Annotated in this window: 11 protein-coding genes; 1 reads left to right on the top strand and 10 read right to left on the bottom strand. The window is 47.5% G+C overall.

Annotation, left to right across the window (positions count from 1 at the left end; all coding sequences use genetic code 11):
- Positions 1-91: 91 nt before the first annotated feature.
- The 10 genes from ACK13D_RS03560 to ACK13D_RS03605 form a co-directional block, all read right to left on the bottom strand.
- Entirely contained in the window at positions 92-3,541 is a 3,450-nt protein-coding gene (locus tag ACK13D_RS03560; RefSeq protein WP_418795711.1) for a DEAD/DEAH box helicase, read from the bottom strand.
- Between the two features lie 16 nt (positions 3,542-3,557).
- The gene (locus tag ACK13D_RS03565) at positions 3,558-3,995 is read right to left on the bottom strand and encodes a hypothetical protein (RefSeq protein WP_418795712.1); all 438 of its coding nucleotides are present in this window, start codon (positions 3,993-3,995) and stop codon (positions 3,558-3,560) included.
- Between the two features lie 11 nt (positions 3,996-4,006).
- The gene (locus ACK13D_RS03570; protein WP_418795713.1) at positions 4,007-4,549 is read right to left on the bottom strand and encodes a hypothetical protein; all 543 of its coding nucleotides are present in this window, start codon (positions 4,547-4,549) and stop codon (positions 4,007-4,009) included.
- Between the two features lie 14 nt (positions 4,550-4,563).
- Positions 4,564-5,730: a hypothetical protein gene (locus tag ACK13D_RS03575; protein ID WP_418795714.1), complete on the bottom strand. Its 1,167-nt coding sequence runs from the start codon at positions 5,728-5,730 to the stop codon at positions 4,564-4,566.
- A 184-nt stretch (positions 5,731-5,914) separates the two neighbouring features.
- Entirely contained in the window at positions 5,915-9,376 is a 3,462-nt protein-coding gene (locus ACK13D_RS03580) for a DEAD/DEAH box helicase family protein (RefSeq protein ID WP_418795715.1), read from the bottom strand.
- Positions 9,377-9,392: 16 nt separating this feature from the next.
- Positions 9,393-10,535, bottom strand: coding sequence for a restriction endonuclease subunit S (locus tag ACK13D_RS03585; RefSeq protein WP_418795717.1), 1,143 nt, complete (start codon positions 10,533-10,535; stop codon positions 9,393-9,395).
- A gap of 8 nt (positions 10,536-10,543) precedes the next feature.
- Positions 10,544-12,175, bottom strand: a complete 1,632-nt coding sequence (locus ACK13D_RS03590) for a type I restriction-modification system subunit M (protein ID WP_418795718.1) — start codon at positions 12,173-12,175, stop codon at positions 10,544-10,546.
- A 516-nt stretch (positions 12,176-12,691) separates the two neighbouring features.
- Complete coding sequence (locus ACK13D_RS03595) at positions 12,692-13,333, bottom strand: response regulator (RefSeq protein WP_010245888.1); 642 nt, start codon at positions 13,331-13,333, stop codon at positions 12,692-12,694.
- Positions 13,330-14,865: a PAS domain-containing sensor histidine kinase gene (locus ACK13D_RS03600; protein WP_418795720.1), complete on the bottom strand. Its 1,536-nt coding sequence runs from the start codon at positions 14,863-14,865 to the stop codon at positions 13,330-13,332. Before ACK13D_RS03600 ends, ACK13D_RS03595 begins: the two co-directional genes overlap by 4 nt.
- Positions 14,866-14,931: 66 nt before the next feature.
- Positions 14,932-15,477, bottom strand: coding sequence for an RNA polymerase sigma factor (locus ACK13D_RS03605; RefSeq protein WP_010245893.1), 546 nt, complete (start codon positions 15,475-15,477; stop codon positions 14,932-14,934).
- A 275-nt stretch (positions 15,478-15,752) separates the two neighbouring features.
- Between ACK13D_RS03605 and sctW the strand changes: the two genes are divergently transcribed.
- Positions 15,753-16,895, top strand: a complete 1,143-nt coding sequence (sctW, locus tag ACK13D_RS03610) for a type III secretion system gatekeeper subunit SctW (RefSeq protein ID WP_010245896.1) — start codon at positions 15,753-15,755, stop codon at positions 16,893-16,895.
- Positions 16,896-16,904: the final 9 nt, after the last annotated feature.

Raw genomic sequence — 16,904 nt, forward strand, 5'->3', positions numbered from 1 at the left:
AATATTTAACTTTTGGCCAGATCATTCCGCTGCAGAAATGGTTTCAATTTCCTATACTTAACCCCCTTACTAAAGCATTCCAAAACCTTCGTCATACAAGCTTACCTGAAATAGATCTGATAGCGCTCTCTTTACTGGCTGATTTAGCACCACGTGGAGCCAATACGATTCCCCCGGGTGGAATCTGCTCTATCACCTCGGCAAAAAGGTTTCGCTCGTTGGTATTTCTTTTTTTCGACTTTAAGAAATTTAAATCACCGAAAAAAATCAGATTCTCCCTTGCACGTGAGCAGGCGACATTCAAACGTTTCCAGTCGAGAATGAAGCGTAAATTTCCACGAGTGCGCACCACGGAATATAGGACAATATCCGCTTCGCTTCCCTGGAAGCTATCTACCGTATTAATTCGAATTTTTAAGTTACCTAGTTGATAATCTCCATTCGGCTCCGAGCAATGTTCTGCAATTAATCTTCTCAACAAACGCTTTTGTGCGCCATAAGGCGTAATGACCGCGACCTCTTTACTAACACATTGTATTTGCCCGGCAAGATTAACCAGGAAAGTGACGATAGATTTTGCTTCCTGGACATTTTTTTTACTCGTGCCTTCTTGTACTTCATGACCCTGGATATCTTTCCACATCAAGGAAACTGGATGGATAAAATGAGTCGGTTCGATATGACGCCCGTTATAGAGCATTCTTTTGCCATCAGGGCTGTAGAACAACGTCGCAACAAGGTCGCCTATTGGCCCCGGCATTCGGAACTGCTCGCTTAAAAAACATTTTGATTCCGGCGGGAGTTTATTGTAAAGGGTTTCAAAAAAGCTAGTTTCCAGAAAACAGGCTTCCAGGAAAGGCAATTCTTCATTCGCCTCATCGGTCTGGAGTAAAGGTGCAATGCTTGGTGGCAACTGAAAATGATCGCCAATGAGCACCACTTTTTTTGCCCTTAATATAGGGATAAGCAGTTCGGGTACGGTTGAACGCCCCGCTTCATCGATGATCACCACATCAAAACGTAATTGGTCAATACTCTGTTTGCGTGAGGCCAGACCTACACACGTTGCACCAACCAGGTTATTACTGGAAAGTAGCATCCAGATCAGCTCTTGATCATATTTTGTATTCCCTTCGCTCTGTTCAGGGCCGAGTACGTCATAAAGCCATTGACTGGCCAGCGCCGCCTCGTCCTTATCGGCACTACAGGCGGCCTGTGTCGCGACAACACGGCTTTTTTTTACGAATTCAATCTGTTGCTGTTGCAGTGTAAATTCACGCAGTTTGCCATCAATTTTGTTTTCTGGACCAATACGCAATAAGCGCACATCACGATCTGCCAGCTCCCTTGCATGTGAAGCAACAAATCGCTCAAGCGCATTGTCCACCGCGACATGCTGTTGCGAAACTAAAAGCACACGAGTATCCGCGCGGTAAGAGAAGATTTGATGAAGCAGCTCAACAATACAGGTGGTTTTGGCCGTGCCCGGAGGGCCCTGAACCAACGAGAGATACTTCTCGCAAAGCAATTTTTTAATCACATCTTGCTGCGCTGATGTGAGAAGCGGGTTTTGCCACTCAATTCCTGAATTGAAACGGGCGACCCACCAAGGATCCTGCTCCGAACGATATAAAGACGGGGCCAGTAAAATATCTTTAAGACGGGATTCAACAAGCGCGTCGTAACGAAAAGCTTCAAGTGCATCACTTTGCCGCTTGAGCGAATCATCGTAGACATAGAGACTCAAACACAGCGGCGTATTTTCAGGCGCATCCTCACAGGCTGCAAGCATCGCTTTCGCATTCAATATCGGTAAGCGAAGGGTTAACTGCTGGTTTTCCTCCTGAACGTTAAGACGTTTTCGCTGATTAAGCGGTATAGGTTCAATCCAACCAAATTCTCCCTCGCCTTTGTCCCCCCAGTAAGTCAGCCGACAATTAGGAATAAACCCTGAGCGTTGTATCTCTTTAAATTTATCCATAAAGTCCAAAAAACCTGGCTCTTTCGCTGCCACATTGTAAGCCATAACCACTTCATGGCCTTCGGTCGCGAAATCGCCCAGCTTACCCTTGATATGGAATTCATTTTGTTGTTGCTGGTAACGTAGGACATCACCCCACTGGTGAAGCAGTTGGCTTTGCGCGAGCCGTGCAGACAGATTTGCGGCGCTGCTGGCAATATGATTAACAAAGCTAATCAGTGCGTCCAGAGCATCGGGGCTACGTAATGATTGCGCCTCAAGACGCGCATCAGCGGGTATCAACGTAAAAGGAAGGACATAACCTTCTGCAAGATCGGTGTAATCGCGGATTTGTGTGACGCGCAGGCAGGCATTTTCAATATCAATATCACAGCGGCAGCAAATATTATGACGCGCAATGGACAGGCTTAAATCGCCCGTATCCACCAGATGCCAAGGCGTAGGATCATTCGCGTAGAGTGATTCGCCCCACTTCGCTTCAAATTGGTTTGGCTGGAAATATAGATAAAGCTGACGTTCTTCTACTGAACCCGGCGATGTATTGCCGAGCATACTGATTTGAATAGCTTTCTTTTGCGTCTGAGTACCAGGTGTCGCATCCAGTTTTAGGTTAAATAAATCCGCCCAGGCCTCGATTTTTTGCCCCGGCACCAGATTAATAAGTGGATTTGTCGTCAACTGACGAGGCAGAAATGCCTTTATTGTTTTCCCCATCGAATGCGCGAAATATCCCAGCCGATTACCCCACTCAATTTCAAATTCAAGCGGTGCCGAGGAAAGAATACCGTCGACATATGCGATACCACGGGCCACGCAGCCGTAATAAATGCGATGACCGCGTTTGCCCACGCTCTCATGAACAATCTGCAGTGGTATCGCTTCTTGATTGTGATAATTGAAAAATAGACTTTTTTGGAAATTATTACTGCGTCCTTGTAAACCAAAATTACTGGTCAAATGAAGGCGACTATTAAATGTTAGATCCCTGTCGATTTCATGGTGCTCAACCAAAACAACCTTTCCAGGGTAAAGCCATTCGGCGGGAAGGGTTGGTGAAGGCGGCTGTAATTCACTGAGAATGGCACTGAGTTGTTCGGCAGAAAGGTGACCAGTGGTTTTCTGCCCATAATCAGATAATCGCTGTTCGTACCAGAACAAATATGCTTTGTAAGCTTCAAGACGCGCTTGCGCATCTTCCACTTTGCAGAAATTTTGCTGCAACGCGCGTCTTCTGTAAGGGCTAAGCGTTTCGTTTTCTAATTCTGTATGAATATTTTTCGGTAATGTTTTGAGCTCATTTTCGATCGGATCGATTTTATTGTAAAGCGTACGGTGATGCCGGGAAAGTTTCGCCAGCAGTTCGCTAAGGGCTTTTTTCAGGTGCTCTTGTTGCAGAGTCTCAAGCTTTATATCGAACTCACCTAACTGCGCATTAAGATCGTTAATTTGCTCCCGAAGCTGCTCATGTCTACGCTCTTCGTCTTCCGTGGCACTATCGAATAGCCAAGCCGCTGTGCCTGCGGCAATGGCAATGCCAGCAACGATAAATAATGGATTCACTCAGTCTGTCCCACTGTTACTTATCACTGGCTGGTGCATAAAGATTCTGCAGTATTAGCAGTTCTTGTTCCGTAATGATGCCTTGCTTGAGTTTTTCTCGCAGGATCTTTGCCGTCTCTTCTCGCGCTTCATGGCTTGTCATCCATCTCTGATGACTGTCATCCGCAGCCTGTCGCGCATTTTCCTGCTTCATCCGCTCTACGCTCAGTTCGTCTTTACGTTCCGTCAATTTGTAATGCGCGATTTGAACGTCATTATTTGACACATGCATATCACGTAAACTTTGTGCTTTAACCTGCTCGGTTCGCTCAGCCTCAGCAGCGTAATCCGCGATAGATGACCCTAACTGTGCGGTAGATTTCGCCACCGCGACATACTGGGCGCCGGTCAATCCTGACTCTTTTGGACCTTTGCTAGTTGACGGGCTTTTCGAAACTTTAGAGGGGGTTTTCATTTTATCTGTTCTCACGATAATCGGTCATTCGGCCCATCAAAGGCGGCGACCAGGCAGGCAAGCTGGGCTTGCATAAACGTATCCGTGGCCTTTACTAGCGCGCTAAACTCTGGTGGCCGGTATGTGGGTTGCTTACGTAGCGTGTTTAGTTGCACAAGAAGCGCATCCAGGTTTTGCCTGTTGGCGCGTATCACTTTTAATAACCGTATTGTTGCCTGTTGATCATTTTTGAGAAGATTATCGAGCAGCTGTATGCGGTGTTGCTGATCGATATTCATCAACTCCTGCTCTACCTCAAATTTCTTATTAAGATTTTGGATCTGTACTTCCAGCGCATGCTTTTGCGCTAGCAGTTGCTCGGTAATCTCCTGGGCCTGTCGGTGTCGAAGAAATGCATTAATACAATCTATCACCGCAACGCCGGCATCCAACCAGACTGCGGCTGGATTTACGCCCTTCCCCGCGAACCGAAACAGTTGATACAACACCTTTCCAGAACGAAAAGTTCGCACCTGCCGATCAGAGAAAAACGACTCAACCACTGAATCGAACAACGGGACTGTCCTCATTACGTCATTCCTTGTGGCAGCGGTGTCTCTATATTTTTAGCAACCAACTGCGAAAGCACCGAATAACTCAGCGCTATTTTTCTACTTGCCTTGGTCACAACAACCTCTTTACTCAGAAACGCACTGTCAGTGGGCATATCCATCGTCAGTTTTTCCATCAGCGTGGCTAGGGGAATATTTAAGCTCTCCGGCCATGAGCTGACCTGTTCATAAAGGGTTTCTGTCTGCAAGGATACGCCAGACAGTAAGCAATAACTAAATAACTGAGGCGCAGGATGAGCGATCTCATCCATCAACAACGGTGGTACACTGTAGGTCGCACTGTAATGTAAAACGGGGGCGTAGAAGACCAGTTGCTTACCGCTGTCATTACCGGTATCAAGCCCCTGCGCAAGCATGAGTTCGATATAGCTCGGCTGGGATAACTCGCGATCAAGTTCCAGCTCGAAATCCCAGGCCAGCTTCTGCTGCTGCAGCGCAGCATGTTCTCCTTCATCACAAAGCAGCAACAGTAGCGGCATGAGATCCCCTTCGTTGTCCTTATAAGCGCTCAGTCTCCGCGATAACCTCTGCTGCTGTAGAACTTCAAGGATATTCCAGTCACGTTCAAATTCAGGTAATCGAATCCCGTGTCTGTCATCCTCCGGTTGTACAATCTGGTTAGCGGAAATGAGGATTAAGGGGGAGTTTCTGTTATCCAGTCCATCGATCCACAGGGAGAAACGACGCCCGGTCAATCCGGCCGCCTTTGCCATTTCATATCCCTGAGGAGTTAATTCCCTGCGCGCGGGTTCGTACCAGCCCAAACCGGCCAATCGACTCAAAATTGGCGACAAATGTTCTTCCGTCAGACCTGTAATACACTCAATATCCTCCAGCCCGAATCCTTCCCTGGATAGTGCCTTAAGTACAAATATTGACACTTTTCCCAGCCCCGAAAGCAGTTGATGCTTTAGGGTAAATGTGTATTTTCTGAGGGGGAGAAAGGCGATCAGATCCGCAGGTAATGTGTTGTTGTCAGGGCATACCGTTGACGCGGCTTCGATTGTGACGCATTCAGAGTGGGCATCGTCAAATGTGGTAATTTTGGTACAGGGCTTTATTGTATGGAGCTTTTCGGAGGGCATTTCGCCAAAAGACATATTTCTAAAGAGATTGCCAAACATATTCCCTCTTATGCACTTCGCAGTTCCAGTGATAATTCACCATGACGCTTTTAGTCCTTATGTGTCTGTACACTCTTAATAAAAGAATAACCAGAAACAGGCAGGACAGGCAACCTAATCGCTAACGCTGATCGGACAACAAACAAATAACACCAGTGCCGTGAACAAGCTTTGCAGTAGTTTACTAAATTTGGCCAACTGCACTCTGCTCAATGCTGATGAGTCTGTCGCGTAACACCATAGCTGTTGGAACATCAAATATTCCAAACACTCCCTTAAAATGCTCATCGGTGAATGGAGGCTGGGCCAGTCGTTCCGGACTCATCGTACCGTTTTCCGTCAACCATTCTATGATGGTGTTGACGAAATGAATCTGTTGGCTATCAAAACGAGTTTCATCAAGATAATCGGCAAATGCGGCTTTGGCAGCATGACGATCAAGCCCAACTAGTTCACGAATAAAAATACCCAAAGGCTTATCGGGATGAATGGATTGTTGGTAAGTCTCAGTATTCTCGATTCCGCTCGCTTCAAACAGCTTTTGATCTAGTAGCTCAAGATCGAGTTTGGTGATGTGTTGCCCACGACGTAGTCTCTGGATGGTGAGGTCATGCTGGTTTTCCCTCACCCAGGACTCAACACGTTTCCTGTAAAGTATCAGTGCATCGCCATATGTAAAGGTATAGGACGATTCATTCTCATACACAGAGAGGACCTCATCCTGAAAATTGGTATACACCACACCTGTGCTATCTTTATCGATAAACCGGAGCAACAAACGCAAACGCAGACGAGTCTTCTCAAGATCTTCAAGTAAAAGTTCCTGCCAGAACTGTTTACTCAGCACATACTCGATCCATTCGATTTGCACTTCAACCAGTGGAATGCTGGCCTTACTTTTCAACTTATGTGCAATCTGTAGCAATCTGTCCTGCTGAGTATCGCTAACGCCTCTACGCTCAAGTAAGGCCAGTTGCATCGTCAAAATTAACTGATCGAAACGCAACGCCAACTCTTCTTCCTGCTCTTGTTCATCAAACGGTTCCGCTGAACTTGGTAGCCGAGATATTTGACTAATCAGTTCGCCAAGGTGTTCATCCGTCAAATCCTGCCAAATTAAGGCTTTCTGATACTTCTCAACCAGCTTACGGTTAGGGCGGACAATAAAATTATCCAGGCTCATACCAGCCACACGATGGTGAAGCATTGTCAGCAAATATTGCCTGAGGGCCCCGCCATAATCACCGCTTTCCTCGTGATCTTTTAGCACCTGAGTCAGCTTCAGACGATTCTCAAATAACGACTGTGATAGCGACTTACCCGCAGAATCTGAGGCTCCCTGTGGATTCATTTCGAAATACTCAAAATTCTGGCAGATATCGAAGACTTTAAATTCTGTTTTGTCATCATCCGGGGTCACGGGGCCGAATAATTTCTCGCACAGTCGGGTACCACGCCCCAGCATTTGCATGAACTTCACTTTAGATTTGACGACCTTAAAGAACACCAAGTTGGCTACTTCAGGAACGTCCACACCGGTATCAAGCATATCGACAGAAATAGCCAGCGTCATTGGCGTATTGGGATCAACTGGGTCACGCTCGCCTTTAAATTCTTCAATAAGGCTTTCGGCATATTTTTCTTTATAAGTTACCGTGCGAGCAAATTTCCCTTTAAATTTTGGGAAATTGTCATCGAACACCTCATTGATAAATTGCGCATGACGATTATTTGCTGCAAAAATAATCGTCTTAGCCAATCTATCGCCACCTGCAACTTTAATCCCTCTTTCCATCAGGGTTTTGAGTGCCGCCGTGACAGTGGGTTTATTAAACAAAAATTCGTTAATTTCCGAAGGCAGCACCTCATCCCGCTCAGCCAGCTCTTGACTACTTTCCCACTCTTCCTGCTCATCTTTGCTTAATTCACTGTATTTGATCCCCTGGCGAACAAATCCCAGTTCAACACGAACGTCACGGGGAGGAACAAGATAGCCGTCATCAATCGCCTCCTGAAGCTCATAGGCAAAGGTCGGGTCATCGTCAGGCAACTGAAATACGTCGTAAGTGTTTTTATCGAGATCGGCTTTAGGCGTCGCGGTCAGGCCCACCAGCAGGGAATCAAAATAGTCGAAGATATAGCCGTATTTCTTATAAACCGAGCGGTGTGCTTCATCGACAATCACTAAATCAAAATGCCCTACGCTGAATAACCGACTGTCCGGCGGCGCACTAAGCAAGTTCATCATGGTGGGATAAGTCGACAGGTACAACCGCCCTTTCAGCGTACTTGTTGCCCCACTCAGAATCTCCGGTGAGCATTTCGGCAACAGCTTTGAGAATTCTTTTTTAGCCTGTGTCACCAGTGCATTACGATCAGCGAGAAATAATGCGTTCTTTACCCAACCTGCGCGCATTAAGAGGTCTAGCAGGCCGATAATCGTTCGGGTTTTCCCTGTCCCAGTAGCCATCACTAACAGCGCTTTGCGCCGACGCTGCTGGTCAAATTGTTCACATACAGCCCGAATAGCCTGCTGTTGATAGGGGCGTTTATGGCCAGCAATACTCGTGTCGATCTCGACATTATTCAGATTTTGTGCCAACTCGCGACGATCGATCAGACGCTGCATTTCATCTCTGGATAAAAAACCCTGCACTTTTCGCGGCACATAGTTCAGATCGTCCCAAAAGAAGATCTCATAGCCATTGGTGAAATAGATTAACGGGCGGCGGCCCTCAAACCGGGAGACCTGCTGCAGGCAATCAGCATAAAGTTCAGCCTGGCGTTTCCCCTGCTGCACATCCACTGTAGTACGTTTAGCCTCAACGACCGCCAGCGGCTTGCCGTCTTCTCCCCAGAGAACATAATCAACAAAACCATTTCCCTGCGGATTCTGGCTGGAAAGAGGCATTCCCGTAACCGGATATTCACGGTCGCGGCTGTCCTCCAGTAGCCACCCCATCTCTTTTAGGTATTGGTCGATAATAAAGTGACGGGTTTCAGCTTCGTTGTAATTATGACTGTCCTTAACTTCAACGTTTTGCAGCTTACGTTCAGCAACCCGCGCTTTGAGCTGCTCCAGCTCCTGACGAAGCGTTGCGTTTTCCCTCTCACGTTTTTCCTCTTCACGCTCCTGCTGACTATCGCGCTCTTCAAGCTGCTGTTGTAACTCTTTGAGCTTTTGTGCGCTGCGGGTAATCAGCCCGGCATCAACATGGACCGTTTGCGGAACATTTTTAAGGTCAAAAATCTCATTGCTGACAGGTTGATGTGCGGTATAGGTACGATAGAGCCAGTAAAGCACATGGTGCAACTCTTTCAGGGTTTGCGTGGCGACAGCGGTACTCACTTTCGCAGAACTGTGCACTGCATTATTACCTGATTTCTGGACCGCTTTAATCTTAGGGAAAACCCTCGGACCTACCAGATCGCGAAAATCAGGCTGGTTAATCAGTGTGTTAAGGCTGGTGTCATACCTGGGCTTGAGTAGCCCTCTGTCGAACTCATACATCCAGTGAACGGCACGTTCCAGAGTATAGCGGCTGTAAAAGCAACAGGTTCGCGGGTCGCTGTTCAGCATTTTCTCCGCCTGCTGTGCATTTAACTGAATTTCTGACCACTCGCTTAAAAAAGCAAAATTCGACATCGGGTATCCTTACTTATCAGGCCACTTTTTTGAGGTCCAGTTTTCCGAAGAAGGCACGTTGCATGAGAGCATCAAAACATTCATGTAGATATTCATTCTGCCTACGAACTTCTTTTTTTCTTTTCTCAACTGCATTCAAGATCGCGACAAACTGTAGTTGATGCGTTAGTGGTGGAACAAAAACATCTATTTCTTCTAATATTTTTAGATTAATATTCTTCTGGGCCGACTCTGGTGCTAATTGTTCAAGTGTTGATTGATAGAATTTCAGCCAATAATGAATAAACTCATTTGAGGTCAGATTTACATCAGCATTAAATCCAACAACGGAGTCCGGGAAACATGCTTCAAATGACAAGATAGCGGTATCTGCAATATTCGCAGCAATGGTAATACATAATGTACCTTTAGGCCACAGTTTGCTTTGTTTTAACCCGAACGCTGAATATGTCGATTTATAGTTTACAATATAATTGTCCGCTCTGGCTATATCTCCAGTTTGAATCAAAGGATACGGGCCTCCAAGCAAAATTGGATCATTACGAGGTCTATGCTTAGACTTGCCACGGTTGAGTTCACCAAGATCTCTCAGTTTTTTTGTATTCCAGCCTTTAGAGTTAATCAAAGGATCACCAAACATCTCCAAAAACACAGCTTGCGCCAATATGTTGAGTTCAGACTCCATTTGCAAAGAAGACTTAACTAACATCTCAGCTTTTTTTAATTTCTCAGCAATACTTTTTTGTACGGCAACTGGAGGTAGAGGGACTAACAAATTCTCAATGGTTTTTTTATTTATTTGAGGAAATGTCGATCCTGTCGAATTGTCATAAAGGACATGCTCATTAGCGCGAATAAAATAAAAAAGATAATTACTATCAAGCTGTGCTTTGCTCCTAAGACCAGCAACACCGCGTCCCAGACAATACGGTTTGTCCGCCCAGTTCAGATCACCAATTGTTGCCCGAACACAAATGATCAGATCCCCTGTCTGGCAAACTTGTGTTGGTTCAGTGGTTGCTTTCTTAGGTAAGGGGTAGAGTTCACCGTAATCAGATGCACCAGCCACCAGTGGTATACCTTCACTCAATTCCGTATAAGACGAACCTTTCGGTGCTGAGCCCATTTGAATATCGCAAACCTCAGCAAGCTTCACCATCGGCCAACTCACAGCATCTTCTCCAAATCAGCAATACCCTGCTCCATCGCTTTTTGCAGTTCTTTAATTCGCTGCAAAATCACCGCTGGAGATTCGTACTTAACTTCCTCATACACCGTCTCTTTATAACGGTTGATGCTGAGATCGTACTCTTTCTCCACAATCTCACTTTTCGGTACAAAGAAGCTTTGATCGGTACGCTTGCGGTTGATCTCTTTATGCGCATTTTGCCAACGCCACAACACATCGGGGATATTGCTCAGTTTGTGGTTAGGTAATTCTGAAGGAGCCTGAACACCTTCCGCAGCCTCTTCATCAACTGTATCTGCTTCAGTGGTTAGCGGCTGGTCTTTAATCAGCGGTGTGCGTTTATCATCCAGCGAGAAACCGTCAGCTTGCATATCATAAAACCACACATCATCCGTCCCGCCACTGTTGGTTTTGGTGAAGAACAGAATTGCGGTGGAAACACCTGCGTAAGGTTTAAACACACCAGAAGGCAGGGAAACCACCGCATCCAGCTTATGCTTTTCTACCAAGGTCTTACGAATTTCACGGTGCGATTTTGTCGAACCAAACAATACACCGTCCGGCACAATCACGGCTGCACGACCACCCGGCTGCAGCATGCGCAGGATCAACGCCAGGAACAGCAGTTCAGTTTTCTCGGTTGGGTCTTTTTTCTTCTTCTCTTCGCCGTCTTCTGTCTTAACGACTTTCTTTTCGGCTTTTTTCGGCGATTTGCCCAGTGCGGTCAACAAATCTGGCGACAGTTCATCGTAGGCCACGCTGCCCTTAAACGGCGGGTTAGCCAGGATCAGAGTGAATTTGTCTTTAATGTTCTCTTCACCGTAATCCATCAGGCTGTCGCGATATTCCACAACAGGGTTATCCACGCCATGCTGCATCATGTTCATGGCGCCAATACGCAGCATCGACTGATCAAAATCGTAAGCATTGAACATCACGTTATGGAAATGAGCACTATTTTCTGGCTTCATTAATGCGGTTTTATGATGTGTGCGCACATATTCTTCCGCCGCCATCAGGAAGCCACAGGTGCCGGAAGCCGGGTCACAAATCACATCGCTGCTGTCACCACCAAGTTTTGGCTCGGTCATATTCACCATCATTTTGATGATATGACGCGGGGTACGGAACTGGCCGTTGGTCCCTGCCGATCCCAACTTGCTCAACATGTATTCGTAGAGATCGCCTTTGGTATCACGATCATCCATTTCCAGCTTGTCGATCAAGTTAACCACTTTATCCAGCATTGGGGCGCTCGGGATCATGAAGATGGCGTCCTTCATGTGGTGAGCGAAAGTGCTTTGCTGGCCGTGGATAGTCTTGATAAACGGGAAAACTTTGTCCTTTACCAGCTCAAACATGTCTTCAGGGTCAATGTTCTTGAATTTGTTCCAGCGATAGTGCTGTTTGTCAGGCGGGAAAAGCGCGTTTTGAAGGCTGCCGCTATGCAACAACGCCTGATTTTCACGCTGCATTTCAAGCTCATCCAGACGGCGGATAAACAGCAGATAGGTGAACTGTTCGATGACCGAAGTGGGATTAGCGATACCGCCGGTCCAAAAGGTGGTCCAGATCTCATCAACTTGGTTGCGTAGCTTACCTGTTAACATATGATTCCTGATAACTTTTACGTCCCTGATATGAAGATCAGAGATAACAAATGGAGTTTGGCCAAAGCCAGAGACAAGTTGGCGTATTGTACCAATGAAAGATGCTTATTTGGCGCTTTTTTCCCGTAAGAGCATCAGGAAAGATGAAAAACTGAACTACTCAGGTGCTAAGAGACTCCGTGTCACGTATTTGTACGGTAGTTGCACAGTAATAATGAAGCATCACGACAAATGAGTACGACTGTGAGTACAAAATAAAAATAAATTAAAATTAACCACACATATCAAAAGGTTAAATCGAAAGTCACGGTTCAACGTCTGATTAAATATTGTTGTCTCATGGGGTTTCATCAAAACCATGAAGTCTGACAGACTCCCTAAAATCCACGCCATGGCGTGGATTTTTATTATGCGGTCGGGGTAAAATTCAGGCGGACACGTCCTTCCCGTTAGCCGTGCTGCAAAACACTTTCAGATCGACCCCGCCCGAGGCTTATCAGGCGGAGCCTTAAGACATTATTGCACCAGGTTATGCTGCAGGGAATATTTCACGATATGGGCATTATTGGTAAATTTCATTCGCTTCATCATGCGTGATTTATAGGTGCTGACGGTTTTATTACTGATGGAGAGCGCATCGGCTATCGCATTAATCGACTCCCCGTGGGCCAGCATGATCATGATTTGCCGTTCGCGCATCGTCAGGCTCTCATGAGGCGCACGATTATTGCTCTGGTAGTCGGAGAAGATAATCTCCTGTGCCAGATCGTGATCGATATAGCGTGATCCCTGCGCCACGGTACGAATCGCTTTGAGTAAAACATCCGGCGACTTGTCTTTGGTGATATAGCCCAGCGCACCATTATTTAACACCCGCCGGGTAATTTGCGGTTCGTTGTACATACTCAATACCAGAATGCGCAGCCGGGGATAGAGAGGCATCAGGCGGGTAATCAGATCTTCTCCGCTCATGCCAGGCATCGAAATATCGAGCAGCAGCAGATCGACTTCGTGTTGACGCAGGCGCTCCAGCACCTGGCCGCTATCCGATGCTTCGCATACCACGTCGATATTGTCATCAAGAGCAAAAATTTGCTTCAGGCCCTCGCGCATAATGGCATGATCGTCGGCAATCATCAGACGTATGCATTTACTCATCGGTTAATACTCCCGGTTTTCGGACAGGATGCGACTGATTTAGCGCTTACAGAGAGGGGGAATTTCAGTTTAACCCGGGTCCCTTTACCAGGTGTACTATCGATGGTCGCTTCTCCATTTAGCATGCGTCCTCGCTCCCTGATGCCGTGCAGCCCACACGTCCCTTTCTTCACTCGATTCAGATGAAACCCTTTACCGTTATCGACAACTTCGATGAGCAGCGCATCCGGCGTGAGTTTGACGAAGATATAAACATTGCTGGCTCTGGCATGGCGGACGACATTGGTGAGAGACTCCTGTACCACGCGAAACGCCGCCGTCAGCGTCGCTTCATCCAGCACCACGGTATGTTCATCAGGTGCCAGTAAAATGCAGCGGATTCCATTGTTTTTTATAAACTGATCGCGCAACCATTCCAGCGCCGGAATTAAACCAAGATTGAGAACGTTAGGCCGCAGGCGGGTCGAGACATCCCGTACCACCTGAATCGTGCTGTCCAGATGCACCATCAGCTGCTGAATTTTTGCCTGCTGCGCATCGACAGGCTGATCTTTACGCATCGCCAGCAGCGACAACCCTGTACGCAGAGCGGTTAAATGCTGGCCCAGCTCGTCATGAATATCACGCGCCAGCTGTTTTTTTTCCGCTTCCCGCGCCCGCTCGAGATTATGAGTTAACTGCCGCAACTCCTCTTCGGTCTTGCGGATTGCAGTGATATCGCGCCCAACCGCCAGCACGCTAACCAGCTCGCCCTGTAAATCATATTCCGGCACGCAGCGCACATGCAGGGTGCGTTTATCACCCTGATACTTTACCACCAGCTCATCTTCGGCCACTTTCTCATCAACCATCGTGCGTGAGACCAGCTTAAACAGGCTCAGTCCAATCCCCCCGCGCTGCACGCTTTCAGTCAGCGGCACCCGACTGATATCGTTTTCGCTAAGATTAAACCAGCTGCGGACCGCCAGGTTGGCATAGAGGCAGCGGGTCTGCAAATCAAACCGTAAAATGAGGTCGGGAGAATTTTCCACTACCTGATACAGCTGTTTTTCCCGAAGTTGCTGCTGCTCTTTTTGCCGGCGAATTTCATGCATATCGCGCACAATGCATAAGATATGCAGCTCACCATCCTGGTGATATCCGCTACAACTCACTTCTACGGGAAAAACGTCATGCCGGCCGGTATGATGTGAAGTGAATTGTATCCCTTCAGGGCGGGTACTGAGTTTCCACCACAGGGCAAAAACATCATTGTCGCGCAGTTCTTTATCAATGATGTCAAAGCTGAGCTGCGAAAATGCCTCGCGGGAATATCCCGTCAACTGGCAGGCCTTTTCATTGACATATTTGATATGCAGCTGGCTGTCTATCAAATATATCGCATCATGAATTTTGTTTAAGGCAATATTTGATAAACCGGTGATAGTAGTTTTGTGATTGTCATTCTGGTCAGATACACCCTGTAAAAGCATTATTCCCTCCACGGATTTATCAAGCCGCAGAGAATAACGTTCCGACGGCATGATAGTCATAACCCGCTAAATATTAACGAGCTGATAAGCTTAGCAGTTAAATTGCCATTTTTCGCAGGCCCATATTCAGGCGTAAATTCTCCCCTTTAATGTTTCCCGCGCGCGTGAGAGCCGAGAGCGCACGGTGCCTACCGGGATTTCTAACTGCTGAGCGATATCCTGATAGCTGCCCTCCTCCTCCACAAGGATAGACAGCATCACCCTGACGTCTTTCGGTAAAATTTCGAGGGATGCCAGCGTATGACTCAGTAATTGCCTGTTTTCCGTCAGATCGCTGGGATCATTATCCAGCAGCAGATCGGCGATAACTTCATCATTAAGATTATCAAACAGATAGTGGATCTGTTTTGATTTGTAGTAGTTGCGAATCAAATTAACTGCGATGCCAAATACCCACGTTTCCGGACGGGATGCGCCGCGAAACTTATGGCGATTACACAACACTTCCAGACAGGTCATTTGCAGGATGTCATCAGCATCTTCATGGCTGGCAATACGTTTTCGAATGAAATTTAACAGCTTCTTATTATGCGTAACGAAGATCTCATCCCAGTTTACGTTAATTGCTAAGGGTGACTCTGCGACAGCGGATACGAGCGTTGAATTAATCATTTTCTTATCTCTCTCATTAGTAGCAATTGATTTCGTTACATAGCAAGAGATATGCCATCTGCTGCTCAACAAATAAGCTGCTGTTTATGAAAACAATTAATTCTCCATACAGAATTATCTGAGACAGTTTTTACCCTTCCTTATCGATGAATAATGCAAAAAATTGCACTGATTTCCGGATGAAATTATTTCCACTTTTTTTTACCGCTTTTTTCGGAACCGGTAAGCGTTATTTGACACAGAAAGAGAGTAATAACCATTGAGGATGGCTGGCGATGCTCAAAATACAACATGCGATACCGGCGCTGGCGCACTCGCTAAAAGCTCTGCATAAAAACACGCCACAGACAGCAGGTAAAAACGACGTGCCGGATAATGTCCGCGCGCGTGAAACCTCACTGAATGACGCGATGGAAGAAATGGGCGCCGCGTTCAGTGAAAAGATGGAACGCAGGCAAAAGGCTCAGGACCGCCGTAATGCGTCACGGAACCAGCAGCGTGGCAAGCATGCGCTCAGCAAAGTCGGAGAGTTGAATGCACTATTTTCCCTACTCGACGGCGGCGATGAACAACAAACGCTGGAGCAGATGGCGTGGCTACGTGCCGCCCTGCGCCAGAATCCGCCGCCGGATAGCGACACACTTCTGGAAAAGACCGGCGGCGATCCGGCGCGCACCGCCCTGCTACTGCGTGTGATCGGCGAACAGGCACAGGATAAAGGCGACGGGGAACTGGCCGGGCTGGCCGGGGCCCAACTGGATAAGCTACAGCAGACCCACGGCCAGACCATTCGTGCAGGCAACAACACGGCGTCAGCCATCGCCGGGTATACCCGCGATCCGCAGCGTAAACAGTCGTTGCGCAACCTCTATTACGACGGCATCGTCCACCAGCAGTCCGCAACCAGGATGCTGGATATGCTGCTGGAGCTGATCGGCTCGCGTAATCTGATCCCGACGCTGCGTACTCTGCAGCGCGCGCTGGCGGATGATATCGCCGCACTTGCCCCCTCAATCAGCGTTATTACCCTCGGACGTATCCACCGCGGACTGCGCGATGCTGCCGGGATAAGCCAGACGCTGAGCGACAGCACTGCCTTTTTGCAGCGTATGCGCAGCAAACTGCCCAGTGTTGCCATGAACAGCCTGACTCTGGCACGCCGGATGTTGCAAATCAGCCATAACGGCGCTTATCAGAGTGATTTTACCGGGCTGGCAGACGAGATTGTCGGCCAGAACAGGCAACATCTGCCGCTCTTTTTTAGTTCGCTTTTTCCGCTCCTGCACGGCGTGCCAGCCTCGCTGTGGCCCGCTCAGGAAAATCGTGACAACGCGTTAAAACTGCTGCGCGGCATGATTACGGACGTCACTAAAACTGAGCAGCAACAGCAACGCCGCAACCGGAACGCTGCGTCGTGAGGCAACAAA

This window comes from Pantoea sp. K16, from assembly GCF_048452805.1.
GTDB classification, from domain to species: Bacteria; Pseudomonadota; Gammaproteobacteria; order Enterobacterales; family Enterobacteriaceae; genus Pantoea; species Pantoea agglomerans.